Source organism: Pseudomonas sp. SJZ080 (assembly GCF_007828295.1).
GTDB classification, from domain to species: domain Bacteria; phylum Pseudomonadota; class Gammaproteobacteria; order Pseudomonadales; family Pseudomonadaceae; genus Aquipseudomonas; species Aquipseudomonas migulae_A.
This window is the reverse complement of record NZ_VIUK01000026.1, coordinates 16,309-41,128: the sequence shown is the minus strand read 5'-3', so window position 1 is coordinate 41,128 and position 24,820 is coordinate 16,309. Positions and strand designations below refer to the sequence as shown.

Genomic DNA, 24,820 nt, shown 5'->3' with positions numbered 1-24,820 from the left:
CTCCTTCAGGCAGTCAACGCAGAATGTTCAGCCACCGCTCGCTCGACCCACGTACGGGATTGACCGAGATAGTGGGCAGGGTTCAGCAGATCATCGAGTTCAGCAGGCGAGAGTTCGGCGGTCACTTGCGGCTCGTCGCCGAGGACCGCGCGCAAATGCCGTTGCTCGGCCACGGCGCGCTTGCAGCATTGTTCCAACAGATGGTGCGCGGTGTCGCGGCCGACCCGTTGGGCGAGGACGATGCTCACCGCCTCGGCCAGCACCAGGCCTTGGGTCAGGTCGAGATTGCGGGCCATGCGTTCGGCGTCCACTTCCAGTCCGTCCGCCACCAGCAGCGCTTGTTTGAGGCTGCCGGACACCAGGCAGCAAATTTCCGGCAGGGTTTCCCACTCGGCATGCCACAGGCCCAGACTGCGCTCGTGTTCCTGCGGCATCGCGCTGAACAGGGTCGAGAGCAAACCGGGCACGCGGGTAGCCGCGCCGATCAACACCGCAGCGCCCACCGGGTTGCGTTTGTGCGGCATGGTCGAAGAGCCGCCCTTGCCCGGCGCCGAAGGTTCGAACACTTCGCCCGCCTCAGTCTGCATCAACAGGCTGATATCGCGGCCAAGTTTGCCGAGGCTGCCGGCGATCAGTCCCAGCACCGAAGCGAATTCCACCAGGCGATCACGCTGGGTGTGCCAGGGCTGATCGGGCAAGGTCAGTTGCAGTTCCCCGGCCAGCGCTTGCGCAACCGGCATTGCCTGCTCGCCAAGGGCCGCGAGGGTGCCGGAGGCGCCGCCGAATTGCAGCACCAGCAGACGCGGTTTGAGTTCTTGCAGGCGTTGCCGGCTGCGGGTGACGGCGCCCAGCCAACCGGCGATCTTCATGCCCAGGGTGACCGGCGTCGCGTGTTGCAACCAGGTGCGTCCGGCCAGCGGCGTGGCGACGAAACGCAAGGCTTGCGTCGCGAGGGTTTCGCCCAGTTGCGCCAGATCGCCTTCAATCAGTTCCAGTGCCCGGCGCAGTTGCAGCACCAGGCCAGTGTCCATCACATCCTGGCTGGTCGCGCCCAGATGCACATAGCGCTCGGCTTGCGCATGGGTGCTTGCGATCTGCTTGCCCAACGCTTTCACCAACGGAATCGCCGAATTGCCGGCCGTGGCAATCGCCTCGCCGAGGGCCGCAAAGTCGTAATGTTCGGCGCGGCAGGCCGCTTCGATAGGCGCGAGCGCCGCTTGCGGAATCAGTCCGACACACGCCTCGGCCCGAGCCAGCGCTGCTTCGAAATCGAGCATGGCCTGAACCCGGCCCTGATCGCAGAACACGTCACGCATATCGCGGGCAGTGAAATAAGCATCGAACAGTTGATTGCCCGGTTGCTGGTTCATAAACAGTCCCTTAAGGCGTGGGCCGGTGTGGCCCACGCAGATGGATCAAAGGTCGTGGTGCAAGTATTTCGCCTGTTTCGGCAGACGCAGACTGAACAGAAACGCCACCGCCATCATCACCGTGACGTACCAGTAGAAGGAGTTTTCCATGCCCACGGCTTTGAGGCTCAGCGCCACGTATTCTGCCGAGCCGCCGAAGATCGCATTCGCCACCGCATACGCCAGGCCAACGCCCAATGCGCGCACTTCCGGCGGGAACATTTCGGCTTTCACCAGGCCGCTGATAGAGGTGTAGAAACTGACGATCGCCAGCGCCACGGTGATCAACACAAAGGCCAGGAACGGACTGCTGACGCTTTTCAGGCTCAACAGGATCGGTACGGTGAACAACGTACCCAAAGCACCGAACCACAGCATCGAATTACGTCGGCCGATCTTGTCGGCGAGCATGCCGAACAGTGGCTGCATGCACATATATAGAAAGAGTGCGCCGGTCATGATGTAACTGGCGGTCTTGGCGTGCATGCCGGCAGTATTCACCAGGTATTTCTGCATGTACGTGGTGAACGTGTAGAAAATCAGCGAGCCACCGGCGGTGTAGCCAAGCACGGTGATGAACGCAGCTTTATGGTCGCGGAACAAAGCGCGGATGCTGCCGGCGTCCTTGTTGTCGCGCATTTCCTTGCTGGTGGTTTCCTTGAGCGAGCGACGCAGAAACAGCGAGATCAATGCCGCGGCCGCACCGACCACGAACGGAATCCGCCAGCCGTAGGCACGCAGGTCATCTTCAGTGAGGAACTGCTGCAGGATCACCACCAGCGACACCGCGAGCAGTTGTCCGCCAATCAGCGTCACGTACTGGAACGAGGCGAAAAAACCGCGCTGGCCCTTGAGCGCAACTTCGCTCATGTAGGTCGCGGTGGTGCCGTACTCGCCGCCCACCGACAACCCCTGGAGCAAGCGCGCGAACAGCAGCATGATCGGCGCCCAGACGCCGATGTCCTTGTAGGTCGGCAGGCAGGCGATCAGCAGCGAGCCGAAGCACATCATCAGAATCGATATCAGCATCGAATTCTTGCGCCCGTGCTTGTCCGCGACACGGCCGAAAATCCAGCCGCCAATCGGCCGCATCAGGAACCCGGCGGCGAACACGCCAGCGGTATTGACCAGCTGCACAGTCGGGTTATCGGACGGAAAAAAGGCAGGGGCGAAATAGATCGCGCAAAAGGCGTAGACGTAGAAGTCGAACCATTCGACGAGGTTGCCGGACGAGGCGCCGACAATCGCGAAGATGCGCTTGCTGCGCTCCTCGCCGGTGTAATGCGCTGGAATAGCGGTAGGGGTTGTCATTGTTCTTCACTCTTTGGGGACGGTGACAGTCTAGACACACTTTGCAACAGTCCCGTTCCACAGATGACACAAGCGACACGTCCCGCTGTAGGAGCCGGCTTGCTGGCGATAGCGGTATGTCAGTGTCATCAATGTTGAATGACACACCGCAATCGCCAGCAAGCCGGCTCCTACAGGGGGCGGTGTTTTCAGTAGTCGAAGAACACCGTCTCCGCATCGGTGCCTTGCAGAATCACATTCCACTGGTACACACCGGACGCATCCTGCTTCGCCAGCAAGGTATTGCGGCGCTCAGCCGGCACGCACTCCAGCAGCGGATCCGATACGTTGGCCGGCTCGCCATCAAAGTAAATTCGCGTCAGCAAGTGTTTCACCAACCCGCGAGCAAACACCAGCACCACCAGGTGCGGTGCCTGGGTCGTGCCCTTCAGGCCTTCCACCGTGCCCGGCTTGATCGTGCTGAACCGGAAGCGCCCTTCGGCATCCACCGGAATCCGCCCAAAGCCTTCGAAGTTCGGGTCCAGGGGTTTGTCCTGATCGTCTTCGGGGTGATCGTATTTGCCAGCGGCGTTGGCCTGCCAGACTTCCAGCATCGCGTCATTGACGACATCGCCGTTGCCGTCGACGACTTGCCCGGTGATCGCCACGCGCTCGCCCAGGGTTTGTTCGACGGTCAGGTTTTCGCGGTTCAGCCAGGTCAGGCCGATGTGGTAATACGGCCCGACGGTGTGGGACGTGGTCGCAGTCAGCGTCATCTTATTTCTCCATCGGCGTGGCATCGCGGCCGCGCAATACGATGTCCCAGCGATAACCGAGGGCGTAGGAAGGGATGGTTTTTTCCAGGTCGAAACTGGCAATCAGGCGCTCTTTGGCGCGGGTGTCCGGCACGCAGTTGTAGATCGGGTCGTACGCCAGCAACGGGTCGCCGGGGAAATACATCTGCGTGACGAGGCGCGTCAGAATGCTCGGCCCGAACAGTGAGAAATGGATGTGCGCCGGGCGCCAGGCGTTGTGGTGGTTGCCCCACGGGTAAGCGCCGGGCTTGATGGTCTGGAACTGGTACCAGCCATCGGCGTCGGTCACGGTACGGCCGGTGCCGGTGAAGTTCGGGTCCAGCGGTGCGTCATGCAGGTCGCGGGCATGGTTGTAGCGGCCAGCGGCGTTGGCCTGCCAGATTTCCACCAGAATCCCTGGCACCGGCAGACCGTTTTCATCCAGCACGCGCCCGTGAATGATGATGCGTTCGCCCAATGGCTCGCCCGTGTGCTGGGCGGTCAGGTCGTTGTCCTTCTCGCTGACCCGCTCGGCACCGACCGTCGGGCCGGTAATTTCCGACAACGAATGTGGCAGAAACACCAACGGCTTGGACGGCGATCGCAGGTTGGTGGATTGATAAGTCGGGTGCAGGTACTCCGGCTGGGTGCCTTCCTGCGGGCGACGGTAACCAGGCTTGTCAGTCATTTCGCTTTCCTCAGTTCTTATTGTCACTGCTGTGCGTCAGACGCGTTCGATCGCCAAGGCCAACCCCTGACCGACGCCGACACACATGGTCGCCAGACCTTTCTTGCCACCGTTTTTTTCCAGTTGATGCAACGCTGTCAACACCAGACGCGCACCGCTCATGCCCAACGGATGACCCAAGGCAATGGCGCCACCGTTCGGGTTGACCTGAGCTGCGTCGTCCGCCAGCCCCAGTTCGCGCAGTACGGCCAAGCCCTGGCTGGCGAAGGCTTCGTTAAGTTCGATCACGTCGAAATCATTGACGGCAAGGCCCAGGCGTTCAGTCAGTTTGCGCACCGCCGGGACCGGGCCGATGCCCATTACCCGCGGTGCAACACCAGCGCTCGCCATGCCCAGCACTTTGGCGCGAGCGGTCAGACCGTGTTTTTTGACCGCTTCGGCCGAGGCCAGAATCAACGCTGCGGCACCGTCGTTCACACCCGACGCATTGCCGGCAGTCACGGTTTTGTCGGGACCATTGACCGGTTTCAGTTTGGCCAGGGTTTCCAGCGTTGTGTCGGCGCGAGGATGTTCGTCCTGGCTTACGACGGTTTCACCCTTCTTGTGGGCAATGCGCACTTCGACGATTTCTTCAGCGAAAAATCCTGCCGCTTGCGCGGCGGCTGCCCGCTGCTGACTGCGCAGTGCAAAAGCGTCCTGATCTTCGCGGGACACTTCGTAATCATCCGCGACGTTGTCGGCGGTCTGCGGCATGGCATCGACACCGTATTGGGCTTTCATCAACGGGTTGATGAAACGCCAGCCAATGGTGGTGTCTTCCAGCTTCATGTTGCGCGAGAACGCCGCATCCGCCTTGCCCATCACGAACGGCGCGCGGGACATCGACTCGACGCCACCGGCAATCGCCAGCTCCATTTCGCCACTGGCGATGGCGCGGAACGCGGTGCCGATCGCGTCCATGCCCGAAGCGCAAAGGCGATTGAGGGTCACGCCCGGAATGGTTTCCGGCAGGCCCGCCAGCAGCAGCGCCATGCGCGCTACGTTACGGTTGTCTTCGCCGGCCTGGTTGGCGCAGCCGAGGAACACCTCGTCCACCGCGTTCCAGTCCACCGACGGGTTGCGTTCCATCAACGCCTTGATCGGCACGGCGGCCAGGTCGTCGGCGCGAACGGCTGACAGGCCACCGCCGAAACGGCCGATGGGGGTGCGAATCGCGTCGCAGATATAAACGTCACGCATCACGCTTCTCCGGGTGCTTGGCCATGGGCGGCGGCGGTGCGGGCTTCCAGATCCCTGAGCGCTTTCAGTTCGACCTCGGTCGGCTCGGCCGTGTTTTCAACCGTCTCGGCGAAACGAATCGCCCAACCTGTCGCCGCGGTCACTTGCTCGCGGGTCACGCCAGGGTGCAGCGCAGTGACCACGAATTCATGGGTGCCCGCTTCCGGTTCCATGATGCACAGGTCGGTGATGATGCCCACCGGACCGGCGCCCGGCAGCCCCAGACGCTTGCGCGAATCACCGCCCTCGCCGTGGCCGACCGAAGTGATGAAGTCGAGTTTGTCGACGAAGGAACGCGCCGACTGTTTAAGAATGATCAAAACGCTTTTGGCCGAACCGGCAATCTCCGGCGCACCGCCGGCACCCGGCAGACGGACTTTAGGCTGGTGATAATCGCCGACCACCGTGGTGTTGATGTTGCCGAAGCGGTCGACCTGCGCGGCGCCGAGGAAACCGACGTCGATGCGCCCGCCCTGCAGCCAGTAGCGAAAAATCTCACCGGTCGGAACGACGGTGTCAGCGGTTTCCGCCAGTTCACCGTCACCGATCGACAGTGGCAGTACGCTCGGCTTGGCACCGATCGGACCCGATTCGTAGATAAGGACTACATCCGGCGAAGAAGTCAGACGCGCCAGGTTGGCGGCTTTCGACGGCAGGCCGATGCCGACGAAGCACACGGAACCGTTCTTCAGACGGCGGGCAGCGGCGACGGTCATCATTTCATTGGTGGTGTAAGTCATTACTTCGCCTCCGATGCAGCGGCCAGCTTGGCCTGGAACTCGCTGAAGTCAGCGCTGCCATGGATGTATTCGTTGATCCACGCGGTGAAGGTGTCACGGTCGCGGGCAATCGGGTCCCATGCCTGGTAGAAACGGTTATCGCGCTCGTTGTAGCCGTGAGCGTAGGACGGATGCGCACCGCCAGGGACGTGGCAGACCGCGCTCAAGGCCCAGGTCGGCAGGACACAGGAGTTCATCGGTGCATTGAGGTCGTCGACGATTTCTTCGACGGTGACGATGCAACGCTTGGCGGCCAGTGCGGCTTCTTTCTGCACGCCGAGAATGCCCCACAGCAGCACGTTGCCTTTGCGGTCGGCTTTCTGCGCGTGAATCACGGTGATGTCCGGACGCACCGAAGGCACCGCCGCCAATACTTCACCGGTAAACGGGCAAGTGACGCTCTTGATCAGCGGGTTGACCTTCGGCAGGTCGGAGCCGGCGTAGGCACGCAGCACCGCGAACGGTAGGCCAGAGGCGCCAGCGACGTAGGCGTTGGCCAGGTCGGCGTGGCTGTGCTCTTCGATTTCCAGCGCGTGTGGCCACTGCTTCTCGACCGCGTCACGCAGACGGTGCAGCGAACCGACGCCCGGGTTGCCGCCCCAGGAGAAAATCAGCTTGCGAGCACAACCGGCGCCAATCAACTGGTCGTAGATCAAGTCGGGCGTCATCCGTACCAGCGTCAGATCTTTCTTGCCCTGACGAATGATTTCGTGACCCGCTGCCGTAGGGATCAGGTGAGTGAAGCCTTCGAGCGCGACGGTATCGCCGTCGTTGACGAATTGCTTCACCGCGTCGTGCAGCGAAAGGATTTCAGCCATGGGGCAGGCTCCCGTTTTGTTATGAACCGACAGTGGTAGAAAAAGGCGCGATGCGCGCGCCGGAATGACTGAAGGTTAAGCCTGTGCAAAACACCAAACAATCCGATAATCGACTAAGTGTTCGTTTATCGAACAGATTGTTGTCTCGCTACCGATCGTCGTCGCCTGCACAAAAGATGCAGCCTTCGGCAGCTCCTACGCCAGAACGCGTACGCCTGCCGGAGATTGCGATCTTTTGTGCTACGCCGTCATTTCAAGCCGGATCAGGTCGCATCCGCATGACTGACCATGCCCTTGATCACCACCGCCGTCGTCGCCAACGCCGCCGGTATCACCAGCGCCGTCAACACTTGTTCAAAATTCCAGCCCAACCCCAGCAACGTCGCCCCCATCCACGCACCGAGAATCGCGCCGAACCGACCAATGCCAAGCATCCACGACACCCCGGTCGCCCGCCCCTGGGTCGGATAAAACCGCGCCGCCAGCGAAGGCATCGCCGATTGCGCACCGTTGACACACATCCCGGCCACCAGCACCAGCGTCGCCAACAGCGTGATGTTGCCCAGGCTCTGCCCTACCGCGTAGGCAAACACCCCGGCCAGCAAGTAGAAAGTGCCGATGACCTTGTGCGGATTGAACCGGTCCATCGCCCAGCCCACGCCCACTGCGCTCAATACGCCGCCGAACTGGAACAGCGCGCCGATGAATGCTGCCTGTTCCATGCTCGCGCCACTGTCACGCATCAGCGTCGGCAGCCAACTGGTCAGCAGGTAAACGATCACCAGGCCCATGAAGTAGGTCAGCCATAACAACAGGGTGCCGGTGCTGTAGGTGCCGGAGAAGATCACCGCAAACACGTTACGGGCCTTCACGGTTTTCTGTTCCGGCACGCTGAAGCTGGATGCTTGAGCGACGACAGTGGGATCGATTGGCGCCAGCGCCTTGCGCACTTTGTCGGTGCCGCGATTGCGCACGACCAGGTAACGCGCCGACTCCGGCAGCCAGAACAGCAAGACGACGGCAAGGATCAGCGGCAGAATTCCGCCGATCAACAGCAGGCTGTGCCAGCCGAACGCCGGAATCAGCTTGGCCGAAATGAATCCGCCACCGGCCATGCCGAGGTTGAAGCCGCAGAACATGCTGGTCACCAGCAGGGATTTCTTGCGCTCCGGGGTGTATTCCGACAGCAATGTCGTGGCGTTCGGCATCCCGGCGCCAAGACCCAGGCCGGTCAGAAAGCGCAGCACCAGCAGTTGATCGACATTGGAGCTGTAAGCGGACGCCAGGCTGAAAGCGCCGAACAGCAGCACCGCGCCGACCAGTACGACTTTTCGCCCGAAGCGGTCAGCCAACGGGCCGGAGCCCAGTGCGCCGAAGACCATGCCGATCAGCGCCGCACTCATCACCGGGCCTAGGCTGGCGCGATCGATGCCCCAGTCCTGGGACAGCGCCGGCGCAATGAAGCCCATGGCCGCGGTGTCGAGGCCATCAAGGAAAACAATCAGGAAACACAGGATCACCACTCGCCACTGGTAGCGCGAGATGGGTTGAGCATTGATGAAGGACTGCACATCGAGGCAGTTACCTACAGCAGACTGAGGCTGGTTCATTATTTTTATTCCACGCAAGAACACAGTCGGACAGGTGCCAGCCTGAGCTGGCGCTGCCGCGACATTAGTGATCCTGGGGAAAGTGCGTCAATTCGTTAAGCGCGAGTCTGGGCGATTATCGAACAGCTTAGGCAAACAGCTGCGCGCTGAGGTTACGGCTGGCCGCCAGCAGACCCGGCAGGAACCGTTGCTCCAGCTCGTTGCGGCTGACCCGGGCGGCGTGCGTGCTGACGTTGAGTGCCGCCACTACCTGCCCAGAAGCGTCGTACACAGGAACGGCAATCGACCGCAGGCCTTGTTCCAGTTCCTGATCGACGATGCACCAGCCTTGTTGCCGCACTTCCTGCAGGCATTCGAGCAGCGCTTGGGGAGTGTGCAAGGTGCGGCTGGTCTTGGCTTGCAGGTCTGCGTGGTCGAGGTATTCGCGCAGCGATGTGTCATCCAGTGCCGCGAGAAGAATCCTGCCCATGGAGGTGCAATAGGCCGGCAGGCGTCCGCCTACCGACAGATCGACGGAAATCAGCCGCTGAGTCGTCGCCGAACGAGCGATGTACAAAATGTCATCGCCTTCCAGCGTGGCCATGTTGCAGGCCTCGTGGAGTTGTTCGCTCATGCGGTCGAGATAAGGTTGGGCAGACACCGCCAGCGGGGTCGAGGACAGGTAGGCATGACCGAGGGTCAGCACTTTGGGCAGCAGTGAATAGGTGCGACCGTCGGTGGTGGCGTAACCGAGTTTGATCAGGGTATGCAGGCAACGTCGCACGGCGGCGCGGGGAATTTCCGTGCGGTGACTGATCTGGGCGATGGTCAGGTGCCGTTTGCGCTCCTGGAACGCTTGCACCACGGCCAGGCCTCGGGCCAGTGAGGTCATGAAGTCCGGATCGCCGGTCAGGGCCTGGATTCGCTTGGCGGGCGACGCGACGATCGGCGGCGCTACTGAAGCGAAGGAATTGCGCATTTGCTCGTTCATATCAGGTCCTTTTCCCACACGGATCGGCGACGGCTATTACAGGCGGCTCCAATTCGGCACACAAGCCACAGGCAGCCGAGACTGGGCGATTATCGAACTCTCGACCGATAATCGCAATCGGTTGCCGTTATAGAGTCTTGGCCGGACACGTGTGCGCCCTTTCTCCATTACATGGTTTTACCCCTGTGCTTGAACCCTGAGTTAAAGGCCCCAAGTAATGTCCTAACTTGTTCGACTTAATGACGCCAGAAAGACAGCGCGGCCAAGTGAAGGTAAAAACTTGCAAGTAATAAAACGATCACACATGAAGATCCATTTTTAACTCTTTGGCGATAGTGTTCTTCAAATCGACCGCTATAATGCAATACAGTGACGACCCGGTTTTTCTATTCGCCGGATCCGTCACCCGGTAGCGCGATGTTCCATCGCTGTTGCCCGCAGCAAGCGCCTGACACTCATTTCAAATGCTCTGACAGCGCGCTCGCTGAAACAGGAAACTGATGCTACGTCAGCTGTTTTGCTCTGGTGCCGTGGCCGCCTGCAACATGGAAGTATTGATCGCCGTGCCGTAAAACGATGCCCTTCCGGGCGTTGTCCTTTCGACGAGCGTGATCAATGCATTTGATGCAGCGCGATTTACCAGAATTAATCTCAACCCATACAGGTAGCACTGTGACGAAAGAAGAACTGCGCGCGGAACTTGAGCGCCAGGAACAACGTTACAAGGAAGTTTACGGCGGGGAAGTCACCACCTACGCCGCTCAGCCCGAACCGGAACGCAAACCCTGGCGTAAACGCGCCACCGTTCAGGACCAGGCTTTTACCCAGGAACTGCAAAAGATGGAAAAGGAACTCAAAGCCGAAGAGCCATGATCGCCTCGGCTTGACTCCTTTCAAGGGCCTGCGTCTGCCCCCGTTAAAAGCGGGATGCATTGATGTTGCCATTCGCGCCCGCTACGAGCGGGCAGCGGCCACCTCATCTATCTGATGAGGTAATTGGCTCATGCCCTGCCCTCTTTCCAGATATTTCATACAAGCCTTTGCGCCTCTCGCTGTTTCGAGAGAAACCCTTGTGCCTGCGGGCTTTTCAAGGCAATTCAACAACTTGCAAACCCCGGAAAACACCCGGAGTTCGAGGTGTGTCCACCCACTAATTCGTTGAAGAATGTTACCGATGAGCAGCTAGTGCATCGATTTACAGTCTTTTCTGGCATAATCGCGCCCCCTTACGACCGGGTCAGAAAACCTTCATGATCGATTTATTCAGCGGACTGGATGCTTGGGTGCTTGTGAGCCTCTTGCTCGCCCTCGCCTTTGTCCTCGCCTTCGAGTTCATCAACGGCTTTCATGACACTGCAAACGCGGTGGCCACTGTTATCTACACCAAAGCCATGCCGCCGCATCTGGCCGTGTTCTTTTCCGGTGTGTTCAACTTCCTCGGCGTGCTGCTGGGCGGTGTTGGCGTGGCGTATGCCATCGTCCACCTGCTGCCGGTAGAACTGCTGATCAATGTGAACACCGGTCACGGACTGGCCATGGTGTTCTCGTTGCTTGCCGCCGCCATCACCTGGAACCTGGGCACCTGGTACTTCGGTATCCCGGCCTCCAGCTCCCACACGCTGATCGGTTCGATCCTCGGGGTTGGCCTGGCCAACGCCCTGATCAACGACATTCCATTGGCCGATGGCGTCAACTGGCAGAAGGCGATCGATATCGCGGCTTCGCTGGTGTTTTCGCCGATGGCCGGGTTCCTGATCGCCGCGTTGATCCTGATCGGCCTTAAATGGTGGCGTCCACTGTCGAAGATGCACAAGACGCCGGAACAGCGCCGCAAGATCGACGACAAGAAGCATCCGCCGTTCTGGAACCGCCTGGTATTGGTGATTTCGGCCATGGCCGTGAGCTTCGTGCACGGTTCCAACGATGGCCAGAAAGGTATCGGCCTGATCATGCTGGTGCTGATCGGTATCGTTCCGGCGCAGTTCGTACTCGACCTGGGCAGCACCACCTACCAGATCGAACGCACTCGCGATGCGACCCTGCACCTGAACCAGTTCTACAAGCGCAATGCCGATACGCTGGGCGAATACCTGGCCTTGGGCAAAAGCGTGGAAGGTGATCTGCCGGAGAAATTCCGTTGCAACCCGCAACAGACCGAACCGACCATCGCCGCCCTGCTCGACACCCTTAAAGGTGTCGCCGACTACCATTCGCTGTCGGCGGAAAGCCGTATCGAAGTCCGTCGCTACCTGCTCTGCCTGGATGACACGGCAAAGAAAGTCGGCAAGCTGCCCGGCCTCGCTGCCCGTGAAAAGGCTGACCTGGACAAGCTGCGCAAAGACCTGACCACCACCACCGAATACGCCCCGTTCTGGGTGATTCTGGCGGTAGCACTGGCCCTGGGCCTGGGCACCATGGTGGGCTGGAAGCGCGTGGTACTGACCATCGGCGAGAAGATCGGCAAGCAAGGCATGACTTACTCCCAGGGCATGTCGGCGCAGATCACGACCGCGAGCCTGATCGGCATGGCGAACATCTTCAGCCTGCCGGTTTCCACCACCCACGTCCTGTCTTCGGGTGTGGCCGGTACCATGGTCGCCAACAAAAGCGGCCTGCAGGGCGGTACCGTCAGAACCATCCTGCTGGCCTGGGTCCTGACCCTGCCAGCGACCGTGGCCCTGTCGGCCGGCCTGTTCTGGCTGGCGTCGAAGGCACTGGGCAGCTGATACATCGCTGCAACGAAAAAGGCGCGTTCCGTGAGGTTCGCGCCTTTTTCATGCCTCACACAAAACCCCGTAGGAGCCGGCTTGCTGGCGATGGCGTGTCAGCAACGCGGGTGTCGGCTGATACACCATCGCCAGCAAGCCGGCTCCTACAGATGGGCACCGCCCTATAAATCGCGGGCAACCGAAGTTGCCCAAAATGCCTTGCGTGCTCATTGCATCAAGAAAGACCTACGGTTTTTTCCGCTTGTGCGAATCCTTCCAGATAAAAAATCCAAACCCTGCAAAAAACAGAACCATGAGGCCGACTGTCAGCACTCCGGCGATCACCACGTTGTCGAAAAACATGACTGGCCTCCTGGACTTGCCCTGTTGCGATGGGGCTAAGTTAACCAATCAGGCAGGAGAGAAAATTGACCGGGGTCAATATCGCCCGAGACAGGGCGCAAAGGAGGGGGAAAACTGATCTGCATCAACGGATGCGCGGGGTTTAACGCTTTTTCGGTTTGTTCTTCGGCTTCTTCTTCGCTTTACCCAAAGGCATCGCTTGTTCGAATGCCTGGCGCACTTCATTCAGGCGTTTGTCGTTGAGGTCGTGAACGCGCTTGGCGCGTTCAGCGTTAAGGTCGATCAGCTTGTCGTCTTGGCTCATGGCGCTCAGTGCATCGCGTGAAGGAATTCCGCTGCCGCATCGCTCGGCAGGATTGCGCCAATAATGCGGTCTGGCGCCGGCGCTGACCAGTCACCCGCGTGACAGCGGCTTAACAAAATATGTACTGACGCGGTTTTTTCGCCGCACAATCGCGTTTTTGCGATGGACCCAAAGGACCCGCGCCGTGGAATTGCACCAGGATCTGCCACCCTTGATGTCCCTGCGCGCCTTCGAGGCCGTGGCTCGCCATTTGAGCTTCATCAAGGCCGCCGATGAATTGTCGGTGACCCAAAGCGCAATCAGCCACCAAGTGCAGAAACTGGAGCAGTTCCTGAACCAGCGGCTGTTTATCCGCCGCACCCGGGCCATTGATCTGACGCCAGTCGGCGAAGCGTACTACCGGCAGATTCAACCGGCCCTGGAATCCATAGCGCTGGCAACGCGCGAACTGCGCGGCAACGATCATCATGAAACCACCCTGCGCATCGGCCTCCTCGCCTCTTTCGCCACGCTGTGGCTGGTGCCGCGTCTGGCTGACTTTAACGCGCGCCATCCACACATCCATGTCGAGCTGCTGCCTTCGGTAGAACTGTCCGATGTTGGCGGTGGCGAAGTCGACCTGGCGATTCGTTATGGCAAGGGCGGCTGGCCGAAAGTCCGGGCTCAGCGCTTCATGTCAGAAACACTGACACCGGTTTGTAGCCCGACATTCAAAACCCAGGGCAGCGGCATCGGCCCGTTACTCATGGCCAAATCCCATCAACCGTTCGAATGGCTCGACTGGAGCGCGCGCAACGGCATCGACCTCAGCCACTACCCCAGCGTAATGCTCCACGACTACAACATAGTCGTCGAAGCCGCCGTGGCCGGCCAGGGCATTGCCATGGGTCGAGTTCATTTGATCGAACGCCGACTGAGGGAAGGTGCGCTGGTAGAAGCCTTCGACACCCCGCCGTTCATTAGCGAAATCGGTTATTGGCTGGTCACTCCCGAGCGGCCTTCAAGCGACGCAGCGGAATGTTTCGGTGAATGGCTGAATGAAATGGCTCATGCATGAGTTATTTGGATACGTCGAATTAAATCTATCCGTTTGTCGCACACCTCACGCGCCAACATGCTGAAGCCTTCATTCAGGAGGATTCACCATGACCGATTCACTCGCCCACCGAGTCCAGCAACTGGGCCTGAGCCTGCCGACGCCGAGCCAGCCCATCGCCAACTACGTTAATCATGTGGTCAGCCAGAACCAGCTGTTCATTTCCGGCCAGATCCCGTTGCAGGACGGCCAACCGGCGTTCATCGGTCGACTTGGCGAATCGATCTCCGACGAAGAAGGTGCCAACGCCGCCGAACTCGCAGCCCTGGGCCTGCTGGCTCAACTCAGCGATGCGCTGAACGATGACCTGTCGAAACTGGTGCGCATCATCCGCCTGGGTGTGTTTATCGCCAGCGCTCCTGACTTCCAGCGGCAAGGCGTGGTTGCCAATGGCGCATCCAACCTGTTGGTCAACGCCCTTGGCGAAAAAGGCCGGCACGTACGCACGGCCGTGGGTGTTTCGAGCTTGCCCGGCGGCGTGGCGGTGGAAATCGACGCAATATTCGAGTTGCGGCCGTGAATCTCGCTGAGGTGGAGCGTTTGCGCGCGGCCACACCGGGTTGCACCAGCGTGATTCACTTCAACCATGCCGGCGCTTCGTTGCCCAGCCAAGCCACCCTCGACGCGATGATCGAGCAGTTGCAGCGCGAAGCCACCGACGGCCCGATGGAGGCCGCCGACCAGAGCATCCAGGCCCGCGCCCGCCACGCGGCCGCGACATTGCTCAACGCCAGCACTGAAAGCATCGCGTTCGCCAGCAGCGGCTCGGCGGCCTGGGGCATGGCGTTCAACGCGTTGGGCCCGTGGCGGGCCGGCGAGCGGATTCTGGTCGGTCGCCATGAATGGGGCGGCAATCTGGCCTGCCTGTACCGGGCCGTCAGCGCGGGCGCGCGGCTTGAGGTGATTCCCTGCGACGAGACAGGCGCGGTATCCGTCCCTGCCCTCAAGCAGATGATCGACTCGAAGGTGAAGCTGATCGCGCTGACCTGGCTCCCGGCCAACGGCGGCTTGATCAACCCGGCGGAAGCCATTGGCGCCGTGGCGAGACAGCACGGGATTCCTTATTTCATCGACGCCGGCCAGGCACTCGGGCAATTGCCCTGCGACGTGCGGGCGCTGAACTGCGATGTGCTTAAGGGCGCCGGGCGCAAGTTCCTTCGAGGCCCGCGAGGTACGGCGCTGATGTATGTCAAACCGGAGTTCCTCGAACGACTCCTACCCGGCCATCTGGACGTGCTGTCCGCCCCTTGGGACGGCGAAGGCTTTGCCGTGCGCGAGGATGCGCGGCGTTTTGAAACCAGCGAAGTCTCGGTGGCCTTGTTGGCGGGATTGGCCAATGCGCTGGAGGAATTCAACCGGTTGGGCGCGACCCGCATTCGTCAGCGAATCGACGGGTTGTGTCGACACCTGCCCGAACGCCTCGGCACCATCAGCGGGCTGACGCTGCACAACCTGGGGCGCTCCGATCAGCAATCAGGCCTGATCGCCTTCACGCTCAAGGGTTGGGACAGTCTCGATTTGAAGCAGCATCTGGCACAGCGAGGGATCAACATCGGCGCCAATGGCGTGGCCTATACGCCGCTGGACATGCAGGCAAGAGGGCTGGAAAGCATCGCGCGGATTGCGGTGAGTTATCTCAATACCGAGAGGGAGGTTGAGGTGCTGTTAAGGAGTTTGAGGGCGTTGGCGGCGGACGGTCAGTGAGTATGGGTGACGACTGAAAAGATCGCAGCCTTCGGCAGCGCCTACACCTGAATGTCGACCCACAAGCCCTGACGCGGCTCGTCTTCAATCAGCGGAGCGACCGGCACGGTGTTGTCGGCATTGAGCTCGGTACCGGGAATCGCCAGGTGTTCGTCAGAATCCTCATCGGCTTCACGACGACGCCTTCGCTGCTCCTGCTTGCGGCGCTGCTCCTCGCGCAGCTGAAATGCAGCCTCTTCCGAGTCGCGCTGCTGCAGGTCGATCGTGGTTTCGTTGGAGCTTTCCTGCACCGGCACGACAGGTGGAATGTCCGGGCGCTGCCGGATCGGGTCGTGCTGGGAAGTGATCGGTACGGCGCTCAAGGGGAGCATCGGTGGCAGCATAATGAGTTGTCTCCTGTCAGCAGGCTGTCGGCTGCGGGGATGGCGACTTGAGCCATCGGTCGCAAACTGTGACCCGCTTGGCACTTGTAGGAGCTGCCGCAGGCTGCGATCTTTATCGGACAACGTAGAACTCAAGTGTTCCCCAAGATCAAAAGATCGCAGCCTTCGGCAGCTCCTACGCCGTAAACCTTTTGGTCTGAAGGGCCGATTCCGTTAAGATAGCCCGCTTTTTCAAGGTGGGAGTCAGGCAGCATGGCGCAGCAGTATCAACCGGGGCAACGCTGGATCAGTGACAGCGAAGCCGAGCTGGGTTTAGGCACCGTTCTGGCACAGGACGGCCGCTTGTTGACCGTGCTCTATCCGGCCACTGGCGACACTCGCCAGTACGCGCTACGGAATGCGCCCCTCACCCGCGTGCGGTTTTCGCCGGGCGACTCGATCACTCACTTCGAAGGCTGGAAACTGACCGTCCAGGAAGTCGACGACGTCGACGGCCTGCTGGTCTACCACGGCCTCAACGCGCAGAACGAAGTGGTCACCCTGCCGGAAACCCAACTGTCGAACTTCATTCAGTTCCGTCTGGCCAGCGACCGTCTGTTCGCCGGGCAGATCGACCCGCTGGCCTGGTTCTCCCTGCGCTACCACACGCTTGAACACACCAGCCGTCAGTTGCAATCCTCCCTCTGGGGCCTGGGTGGCGTGCGTGCGCAACCGATCGCGCACCAGTTGCACATCGCCCGTGAAGTGGCCGACCGGATTGCGCCGCGGGTTCTGCTGGCGGACGAAGTGGGTCTGGGCAAGACCATCGAAGCCGGTCTGGTGATCCATCGCCAACTGCTGTCGGGCCGCGCCAACCGCGTGCTGATCCTGGTGCCGGAAAACCTGCAGCACCAGTGGCTGGTAGAGATGCGCCGTCGCTTCAATCTGCAAGTCGCGCTGTTCGACGAAGAACGCTTCATCGAAAGCGATGCCGCCAACCCGTTCGAAGACACCCAGCTCGCGCTGGTTGCGCTGGAATGGCTGGTGGAAGACGAGAAGGCTCAGGATGCGCTGTTCGCCGCCGGTTGGGACCTGATGGTCGTCGACGAAGCCCACCACCTGGTATGGCACGAAGACAAGGCCAGCCCGGAATACTCGCTGGTCGAACAACTCGCCGAAGTCATTCCCGGCGTATTGCTGCTGACCGCGACCCCGGAACAACTGGGCCAGGACAGCCACTTCGCACGTCTGCGCCTGCTCGACCCGAACCGTTTCCATGACCTGCACGCCTTCCGCGCCGAGAGCGAAAACTATCGCCCAGTGGCCGAAGCCGTTCAGGAGTTGCTGGACAAAGGGCGCCTGTCGCCTGAAGCGCACAAGACCATTCACGGTTTCCTCGGCAACGAAGGTGAAGCGCTGCTGACCGCCGTCAACGATGGCGACACCGAAGCCAGCGCCCGTCTGGTCCGCGAACTGCTCGACCGCCACGGCACCGGCCGCGTGCTGTTCCGTAATACCCGCGCCGCGGTGCAGGGTTTCCCGGAACGCAAACTGCACCCGTATCCGCTGCCGTGCCCCGACGAATACCTCGAACTGCCGCTGGGCGATCACGCCGAGTTGTACCCGGAAGTCAGCTTCCAGGCCCAGCCGGACGCCAACGAAGAAGAGCGCTGGTGGAAATTCGACCCGCGCGTCGAATGGCTGATCGATACGCTGAAGATGCTCAAACGCACCAAAGTGCTGGTGATCTGCGCCCACGCCGAAACTGCCATGGACCTGGAAGACGCCCTGCGCGTGCGTTCCGGCATCCCGGCCACGGTGTTCCATGAGGGCATGAACATCCTCGAGCGTGACCGCGCCGCCGCGTACTTCGCCGACGAAGAGTTCGGCGCACAAGTGCTGATCTGCTCGGAAATCGGCAGTGAAGGTCGCAACTTCCAGTTCTCGCACCACCTGGTGCTGTTCGATCTGCCGTCGCACCCGGACCTGCTGGAGCAGCGGATCGGTCGTCTGGACCGGATCGGCCAGAAACACATCATCGAACTGCACGTACCGTACCTGGAAACCAGCCCGCAAGAGCGGTTGTTCCAGTGGTATCACGAAGCGCTTAACGCGTTCCTCAACACCTGCCCGACCGGCAACGCCTTGCAGCATCAGTTCGGCCCGCGCCTGCTGCCGCTGCTGGAAAATGCCGATGACAGCGAGTGGCAAGCGCTGATCGACGAAGCCCGCTCCGAGCGCGAGCGCCTGGAAGCCGAGCTGCACACCGGCCGTGACCGCTTGCTGGAGCTCAATTCCGGCGGTGCCGGCGAAGGTGATGCGCTGGTCGAGGCCATCCTCGAACAAGACGATCAATTCGCCCTGCCGATCTATATGGAAACCCTGTTCGACGCCTTCGGTATCGACAGCGAAGACCATTCGGAAAACGCGCTGATCCTCAAGCCGAGTGAAAAAATGCTCGACGCCAGCTTCCCGCTGGGCGACGACGAAGGCGTGACTATCACCTACGACCGCAACCAGGCGCTGTCTCGCGAAGACATGCAGTTCATCACCTGGGAACACCCGATGGTGCAGGGCGGCATGGACCTGGTCTTGTCCGGTTCGATGGGCAACACCGCCGTGGCGCTGATCAAGAACAAGGCGCTGAAACCTGGCACCGTGTTGCTGGAACTGCTCTATGTCAGCGAAGTGGTTGCGCCGCGCTCGCTGCAACTGGGCCGTTACCTGCCGCCGGCCGCGCTACGCTGCCTGCTCGATGCCAATGGCAACGACCTGTCGGCCCGGGTGTCGTTCGAAACCCTGAACGATCAACTGGAAAGCGTGCCACGTGCCAGCGCCAACAAGTTCATCCAGGCCCAGCGCGATCAGCTGACGCCACGGATCAACGCCGGTGAAGAGAAGATCTTCCCGCGCCACGCCGAGCGTGTGGCGGAGGCACAGCGTCGCCTGGCGGCCGACACCGACGAAGAACTGGCACGCCTGACTGCGTTGCAAGCGGTCAACCCGACCGTACGCGACAGCGAACTGATTGCCTTGCGTAAACAGCGTGAGCAAGGCTTGGCCATGCTCGACAAGGCTGCGTTGCGACTGGAAGCGATTCGGGTGTTGGTGGCGGGTTAATCCCCACTTCCCCCGGAAAAACAAAAAGGCCCGCTGCGATGCGGGCCTTTTTTTTGCCTCGAAAAACCACATCCGCCACAACAACAATCCCAGTAGGAGCCGGCTTGCTGGCGATGAGGCCCTTGAATTTGACGGTGATTAACCGGACCTCATCGCCAGCGAGCCGGCTCCTACAGGTTCTCTATTCCAATTTTTCTACGCGGTGACCGCCGGTATCTGCGGTTCAACCACCGCCACCAAACCATCCTTCATCCGCTTCGCATCCCGCACAAAACACCGCGATGCCAGAAACAGAAACACCATCGTAAAGAACAGCGCCACCGGGATCAGGTACATCGCGTCATGCAGGCCGACCGCCTTGAACGCTTCGGTCATTTGCTCGGCACCGGCCGCCAGCATGGCCGTGTGCGCAAAGTGATCGGACAGACCGCCCACCACCACCGGCCCCAATCCACCGCCGAGCAAATACAACCCGGCAAAGAACAACGCCATGGCCGTGGCCCGCAGGCGCGGTTCAACCACGTCCTGAATTGCCGTGTAGACGCAGGTGTAGAAGTTGTAGGCAAACAACCAGCCGACGCTGAACATTGCCACGAACACTCCGATTTCGATCCGTCCCGCATGCAACGCCCAAGCGGTGCACACCGTCGAGATGATCAGGCTGAATGCGGCAAACAGCAGTCGTCCATTGGCCACGCGCTGGTGAATCTTGTCCGCGACCCAACCACCCAGGGTCAGGCCGAACAGCCCTGTCACGCCGACGATGACACCGGTGGCCACGGCAGCCTCATGCAAGGGCATCAGGAAATAACGCTGCAACATCGGCACCAGAAAAGAGTTGCAGGCATAAGTGGCGAAGTTGAAACACAGCCCCGCCATGACCAGCCACAGAAACGTCGGCACCGCCAACACCCGATGGATCGGCCGGTCCACACGTTCCTGCGAGACCTGCACACTTTCGGCCGCGCCGCGTTTCGGCTCCTTGATGAAGAACATGAAGATCGCCAGGACCAGCCCCGGCACTGCCGCGATGAAAAACGGTGCACGCCAGCTGTCGAAGGCCTTGACCATCCAGCCGATGGTGAAGAACGCCAGCAACAGACCCAATGGCAGGCCCAGCATGAAAATGCCCATCGCCCGCGCGCGACGGTGGGCCGGGAACAGGTCGCCGATCAGCGAGTTGGCGGCCGGTGCATAACTGGCCTCACCAATACCGATGCCCATGCGCACGATCAGGAAACTCCAGAAACTGCCCACCAGCCCGTTAACGGCGGTCAGCGCACTCCACGCCGCCAGGCCACAGCCCATCAGTTTGGCGCGTGAGCCCGTATCGGCCATCCGCCCCAAAGGCAGGCCGGCAATCGCGTAGACGATGGTGAATGCGGTCCCGATGATCCCCAGTTGAAAATCGCTGAGGTGCCATTCCATGCGGATCGGCTCGATGATGATGGCCGGAATGGTGCGGTCGAAGAAATTGAACAGGTTGGCCAGGAACAGCAGGAACAGAATGCGCCAGGCATTCGCCGCTTGGGTCGAGTTCTGCATGAGTCCGTCTCTTTTATTGTTATTGGGGCCTCACCGTCCCCGGAACCTGCAATCTAGTCAGGCTCGCCGTAGCTGTCTGTAATTATTCGTAAGGCTGATATCAGCCCATGGCGAGCCTGCGCACAATGCCCGGCCCTGCAGACCGCGAAAGCCCAGTGTTTACAGGGTAAAAGCGTTGTTCAATAGCCGTGAGACACGTAGAAAAATACCTTTCGCACCCCCTTCCAAAGCCCGTGGCGAAGCCTAGAATAGCGGCCTTGTCCGCCCCATCGTCCCCCACCCTCCTTTGATTATCGCCCATGTCCGAAGCCAGTCCGTGTCTGAATTGCGGTGCCTGCTGTTCCCATTTTCGCGTGTCTTTTTTCTGGGGTGAATGCACCTCGGCCGGGGGCACGGTGCCCGATGAGCTTGTCGCGCCCATCAGCCCCAATCGCGTGGCCATGCTCGGCACAGACTGCAAACCCACCCGCTGCATCGGGCTGGTCGGTGAAGTGGGCAGCACCGTGCAATGCTCAATCTACGACCAGCGCTCCAGTACCTGCCGGGAGTTCGACGCCTCCTGGGCCAATGGCGAGGCGAACGTGGATTGCGATGCGGCACGGGCAGCGTTCGGGTTGCCTGCCCTGTTACCCGCGTACGAAATGCCCTATGAGCAGATTGCATAAGGCTTTAGTGCCAAACGCTATAGGACTAATGCCAAAAACTTAAGTATCAATGTGCCAGCACCCCTTGCACTCTGTACATGGCCTCTATACTCCAGAGCATTCGCCAGCGTTCATGACGCCAGCAAGAATGACTCAGAGATGGGGCAAGCGATGGAGTTGCTTGGTTTGCATTTCACGACTCAACTGCCAGAGAGCGGTCAGGTCGTACTCAACTGTGCGCATAACCCTTTTTTGGTGTTGCTGGCCTATGTGGTGGCCTGTGCGGCCGGCTTTGCCACGTTGGACATGACCGAACGGGTCCGCCATGCAGAAAAATCCGCGAACCAACGACTCTGGCGCTGGGTCGGTGCCGCGTGTCTGGCGGGTGGTATCTGGGCCATGCACTTCATCAGCATGCTGGCGTTCCAGGTGCCGATCGAAATTCATTACCAAATGCCTGTCACCCTGACCTCGCTGTTGTTCGCGTTGACGGCCTCATGGCTGGCGATGCACACCCTCAGCCATCCACATGTAAGTTTCCGGCGATACCTGCGGGCCGCGGTGTGGATCGGCCTGGGCATCGCGACCATGCACTACGTGGGCATGGCCGCCATGCGTTCGAATGCGACGGCCTATTACCATCCCGTTCTGTTTACCCTCTCGATCGTGATCGCCATTGGCGCCAGCCTCGCCGCATTGTTGATTTCCAGCCATCTGCGCGATGGCAGTGGTGCGTTTCATCAACACCTCAAATACACCGCCAGCCTGGTGCTCGGAGCCGGCATCGTCAGCATGCACTTCACCGGCATGGCAGCACTCGACCTGGTGCTGCCCGACAACAGCCTCCAGCCGCTGCCCGGTGACAACAATCACGTGCAACTGGGACTGACGGTGGCGGTGATGACGCTGCTGATCATCGGCAGCAGCATCAGCGCGGCATTGGCGGACAAGAAACTGCAACACAAGGAACACGACCTGCAACGGGTCAATACACTGCTCGGTCAATTGGACCAGGCGCGCATGTCACTGCAGCACATGGCGAACAATGATGCCCTGACCAACCTGATCAACCGGCGCGGCTTCAACCAGATCTTCGCTGAGAAGCTGCTCCAGAAAACCAGTGAAGGCGGCATGCTGGCGGTGATGTTTCTGGACATCGACCATTTCAAGCGGATCAACGACAGCCTCGGCCATCACGCCGGCGACGAACTGCTCAAGGTCCTGGCCAGCCACATCAAGAGCTCGGTGCGCAGCCACGAAGATGTGGTGGCGCGCTTCGGTGGCGACGAATTCTGCGTCCTCATCAATCTGCGCGATCGCGAAGAAGCACGGCTCATGGCCCAGCGCATCATGCTGAAAATGAAGGAGCCCATCGAGCTGGCCGGGCGCTGCATGGTCATGACCACCAGCATCGGCATCAGTCTGTTTCCGGAAGACGGCAAGACGTGCGAAGAGTTGCTGAAAAACGCCGACCTGGCGCTGTATCAATCCAAGCGCAGTGGCCGCAACGGTCTGCATTTCTTCAATGCCAACCTGAAAACCCATGCCACTCTGGAGCTGCAACTGGAAGAAGAGCTGCGCAACGCCCTTCGCGACGACAGCGGGCTGATGCTCTATTACCAACCGATCTATGACCTGAAGACCGGCCAGGTCAGCAAGCTGGAAGCGCTGATTCGTTGGCAGCATCCGGTCCACGGGTTGCTGGCACCGGATCGGTTCATCGCCATCGCCGAGGCCAACGGCCTGATCGCCGAACTGGACAATTGGGTGCTGCACAAAGCCTGCGAGGACCTGAGCGAGCTGTCGCGCCAAGGCTGCGAAGATCTCCATATCGCGCTGAACTGCTCACCCCTGAATCTTGCACGCGAGGAACTGGTCGACGAAATCGATCACGCATTACGGGGCGCCGGGGTGTCGCCGCAACGGCTGGAACTGGAAATGACCGAGAATGCGTTGATGGGCAATCTCGACAAGACGTTGGGGCTACTGCGCCGGATTCGCGCCCTGGGCGTGTCGCTGTCGATCGACGAGTTTGGCACCGGTTACTCGTCACTGGCCTACCTCAAGCGCCTGCCACTCACTACGCTGAAGCTCGATCGATCGTTCATCCAGGACATCCCCACGGCAACCCAGGACATGGAAATTGTCCAGGCGCTCATCATCATCGCCCACACCCTGCATTTAAAGGTGATCACCGAAGGCGTCGAAACCCCTGAGCAATTCGCGTTTCTCGAGAGTAACGGCTGCGATTTCGTGCAGGGCTACCTGCTCAGTCGTCCAGTGCCATTGGCGGAGTTGCGTCCGGTGCTGAACGAGATCAACCAGCGCAAACACACGCGCGCCTTCAACCCTCTGAGTCTGGCTCGCGGTACAACTGCACTAACGTTGACGGGTCCTTTTGCAAAAAGCCCTGAGCCCCATGCAGGCGCATCAGTTGTGCGGCCAATCCGCTGACGGGTGTGGCCGAACCCTGTTCAAGGGAAAATTTCACCGCAGTGTCGAGGTCCTTGAGCAGCGTGCGCACGTGCCACTTCACGGGTTCGAAGCGGCTTTCGGCCATTTGCGGGGCGAGGATCTGCAATGGTTTCGAATCGGCAAAACCGCCCGCCAGGGCCTCGGCGATCAGGCTGGCCTGCACACCGGAACGCTCGGCCAGCGCCACCACTTCGGCGATGACCAGGGCATTGCAGGCAACAATCATCTGATTACAGACCTTGGTCACCTGCCCCGCCCCGACCGCGCCCATATGGGTGACGCGCTGGCCGAGGCTGAGCAGAACTGGCCTGACACGCTCAAGGTCCGCCGCTTCGCCGCCCACCATAATGGCCAGGCTGCCGGCCTCGGCGCCGACAACACCGCCGGACACCGGAGCGTCCAGCCAGCTCATGCCGGCCTGACCGGCCAGCTGCGCGGACATTTCCCGCGTCGCGGTGGGTTCCAGGCTGGAAAAATCCACCAGCAACTGACCGCTTTTCCCACCTTCGGCAATCCCGCCCGGACCAAACACCACTTCGCGCACCACTGCCGTGTCCGCCAGACACACCATCAGGACATCGGCGTGCTGGCACAGCTCGGCAGGCGTGGCGACGTGTCGCGCGCCTGCCTCGACCAGCGGCGCGCATTTGTCCGGATTACGGTTCCACACCGTCAGTGGATAACCCGCCGCCAGCAGGCGCCGGCACATCGGCAAACCCATCAGGCCGATCCCGGCAAAACCCAACGAAGGTAGCGTTGACATCATTTGGCCTTCTTTTCGATTAAAGATCGCCAAATATTGGCCGATTCATCATGACTAAGGAAAGGATTCCCCCGAGTGATGCTCAGGCCAACCCCCTGAC

22 protein-coding genes are annotated in these 24,820 nt (G+C 60.6%); 8 read left to right on the top strand and 14 right to left on the bottom strand.

Features of this window, described 5'->3' with window-relative positions; genetic code table 11:
* Positions 1–5 precede the first annotated feature (5 nt).
* The 9 genes from FBY04_RS26450 to pcaR all read right to left on the bottom strand — a co-directional run bounded on the left by FBY04_RS26450 (position 6) and on the right by pcaR (position 9,636).
* Positions 6–1,370 (bottom strand): 3-carboxy-cis,cis-muconate cycloisomerase, encoded by a 1,365-nt coding sequence (locus tag FBY04_RS26450; protein WP_145318047.1) that lies wholly within the window; start codon positions 1,368–1,370, stop codon positions 6–8.
* Positions 1,371–1,415: 45 nt separating this feature from the next.
* Complete coding sequence (locus FBY04_RS26445; RefSeq protein ID WP_084321744.1) at positions 1,416–2,720, bottom strand: MFS family transporter; 1,305 nt, start codon at positions 2,718–2,720, stop codon at positions 1,416–1,418.
* Positions 2,721–2,908: 188 nt separating this feature from the next.
* Positions 2,909–3,475, bottom strand: a complete 567-nt coding sequence (pcaG, locus tag FBY04_RS26440) for a protocatechuate 3,4-dioxygenase subunit alpha (RefSeq protein ID WP_145318044.1) — start codon at positions 3,473–3,475, stop codon at positions 2,909–2,911.
* 1 nt (position 3,476) lies between these two features.
* Entirely contained in the window at positions 3,477–4,181 is a 705-nt protein-coding gene (gene pcaH, locus FBY04_RS26435) for a protocatechuate 3,4-dioxygenase subunit beta (protein WP_084321746.1), read from the bottom strand.
* Between the two features lie 36 nt (positions 4,182–4,217).
* The gene (gene pcaF / locus FBY04_RS26430; protein WP_174602678.1) at positions 4,218–5,423 is read right to left on the bottom strand and encodes a 3-oxoadipyl-CoA thiolase; all 1,206 of its coding nucleotides are present in this window, start codon (positions 5,421–5,423) and stop codon (positions 4,218–4,220) included.
* A complete protein-coding gene (locus FBY04_RS26425; protein WP_084321748.1) occupies positions 5,420–6,199 on the bottom strand; it encodes a CoA-transferase subunit beta in 780 nt (259 codons plus the stop codon). Before FBY04_RS26425 ends, pcaF begins: the two co-directional genes overlap by 4 nt.
* The gene (locus FBY04_RS26420; RefSeq protein WP_084321749.1) at positions 6,199–7,056 is read right to left on the bottom strand and encodes a CoA transferase subunit A; all 858 of its coding nucleotides are present in this window, start codon (positions 7,054–7,056) and stop codon (positions 6,199–6,201) included. The genes FBY04_RS26425 and FBY04_RS26420 overlap by 1 nt, the downstream gene beginning before the upstream one ends.
* Before the next feature lie 263 nt (positions 7,057–7,319).
* Entirely contained in the window at positions 7,320–8,666 is a 1,347-nt protein-coding gene (locus FBY04_RS26415) for an MFS transporter (RefSeq protein WP_084321750.1), read from the bottom strand.
* 127 nt (positions 8,667–8,793) lie between these two features.
* Positions 8,794–9,636, bottom strand: coding sequence for a pca regulon transcriptional regulator PcaR (pcaR, locus tag FBY04_RS26410; protein WP_084321751.1), 843 nt, complete (start codon positions 9,634–9,636; stop codon positions 8,794–8,796).
* 672 nt (positions 9,637–10,308) lie between these two features.
* On the opposite strand from pcaR, the gene FBY04_RS26405 reads away from it, so the two are divergent.
* Both FBY04_RS26405 and FBY04_RS26400 read left to right on the top strand, forming a co-directional pair.
* A complete protein-coding gene (locus FBY04_RS26405; RefSeq protein ID WP_084321752.1) occupies positions 10,309–10,509 on the top strand; it encodes a hypothetical protein in 201 nt (66 codons plus the stop codon).
* Between the two features lie 377 nt (positions 10,510–10,886).
* Positions 10,887–12,362, top strand: a complete 1,476-nt coding sequence (locus FBY04_RS26400) for an inorganic phosphate transporter (protein WP_084321753.1) — start codon at positions 10,887–10,889, stop codon at positions 12,360–12,362.
* Between the two features lie 228 nt (positions 12,363–12,590).
* Here FBY04_RS26400 and ccoM read toward each other — a convergent pair whose 3' ends face one another.
* The gene (gene ccoM / locus FBY04_RS33050) at positions 12,591–12,707 is read right to left on the bottom strand and encodes a cytochrome c oxidase subunit CcoM (RefSeq protein WP_007906619.1); all 117 of its coding nucleotides are present in this window, start codon (positions 12,705–12,707) and stop codon (positions 12,591–12,593) included.
* 142 nt (positions 12,708–12,849) lie between these two features.
* Complete coding sequence (locus FBY04_RS32470; protein ID WP_008016476.1) at positions 12,850–13,011, bottom strand: hypothetical protein; 162 nt, start codon at positions 13,009–13,011, stop codon at positions 12,850–12,852.
* Positions 13,012–13,195: 184 nt separating this feature from the next.
* On the opposite strand from FBY04_RS32470, the gene FBY04_RS26395 reads away from it, so the two are divergent.
* From FBY04_RS26395 to FBY04_RS26385, 3 genes are all read left to right on the top strand, one after another.
* Entirely contained in the window at positions 13,196–14,068 is an 873-nt protein-coding gene (locus FBY04_RS26395) for a LysR substrate-binding domain-containing protein (protein ID WP_145318041.1), read from the top strand.
* Between the two features lie 88 nt (positions 14,069–14,156).
* Positions 14,157–14,627, top strand: coding sequence for a RidA family protein (locus tag FBY04_RS26390; RefSeq protein WP_145318038.1), 471 nt, complete (start codon positions 14,157–14,159; stop codon positions 14,625–14,627).
* A complete protein-coding gene (locus FBY04_RS26385) occupies positions 14,624–15,811 on the top strand; it encodes an aminotransferase class V-fold PLP-dependent enzyme (RefSeq protein ID WP_145318035.1) in 1,188 nt (395 codons plus the stop codon). The genes FBY04_RS26390 and FBY04_RS26385 overlap by 4 nt, the downstream gene beginning before the upstream one ends.
* A 41-nt stretch (positions 15,812–15,852) precedes the next feature.
* Here the strand turns inward: FBY04_RS26385 and FBY04_RS26380 are convergent, their stop codons facing one another.
* Positions 15,853–16,194 (bottom strand): aspartate-semialdehyde dehydrogenase, encoded by a 342-nt coding sequence (locus FBY04_RS26380; protein ID WP_145318032.1) that lies wholly within the window; start codon positions 16,192–16,194, stop codon positions 15,853–15,855.
* A 252-nt stretch (positions 16,195–16,446) separates the two neighbouring features.
* Between FBY04_RS26380 and rapA the strand changes: the two genes are divergently transcribed.
* Entirely contained in the window at positions 16,447–19,293 is a 2,847-nt protein-coding gene (gene rapA, locus FBY04_RS26375; RefSeq protein ID WP_145318029.1) for an RNA polymerase-associated protein RapA, read from the top strand.
* 195 nt (positions 19,294–19,488) lie between these two features.
* Here rapA and FBY04_RS26370 read toward each other — a convergent pair whose 3' ends face one another.
* The gene (locus FBY04_RS26370) at positions 19,489–20,838 is read right to left on the bottom strand and encodes an MFS transporter (RefSeq protein WP_084321759.1); all 1,350 of its coding nucleotides are present in this window, start codon (positions 20,836–20,838) and stop codon (positions 19,489–19,491) included.
* A 299-nt stretch (positions 20,839–21,137) separates the two neighbouring features.
* On the opposite strand from FBY04_RS26370, the gene FBY04_RS26360 reads away from it, so the two are divergent.
* Together FBY04_RS26360 and FBY04_RS26355 are read left to right on the top strand one after the other, a co-directional pair.
* Positions 21,138–21,503: a YkgJ family cysteine cluster protein gene (locus FBY04_RS26360; RefSeq protein ID WP_084321760.1), complete on the top strand. Its 366-nt coding sequence runs from the start codon at positions 21,138–21,140 to the stop codon at positions 21,501–21,503.
* A 150-nt stretch (positions 21,504–21,653) separates the two neighbouring features.
* Positions 21,654–23,936 carry a bifunctional diguanylate cyclase/phosphodiesterase gene (locus tag FBY04_RS26355; protein WP_084321802.1) on the top strand — a complete coding sequence of 761 codons (2,283 nt, stop codon included), beginning with the start codon at positions 21,654–21,656 and terminating at the stop codon, positions 23,934–23,936.
* On the opposite strand, the gene FBY04_RS26350 is transcribed toward FBY04_RS26355, so the two are convergent.
* On the bottom strand, positions 23,827–24,723 hold the full coding sequence (locus FBY04_RS26350; protein WP_145318026.1) for an NAD(P)-dependent oxidoreductase: 897 nt from the start codon (positions 24,721–24,723) through the stop codon (positions 23,827–23,829). The two genes, FBY04_RS26355 and FBY04_RS26350, sit on opposite strands and share 110 nt — an antisense overlap.
* Positions 24,724–24,820: the final 97 nt, after the last annotated feature.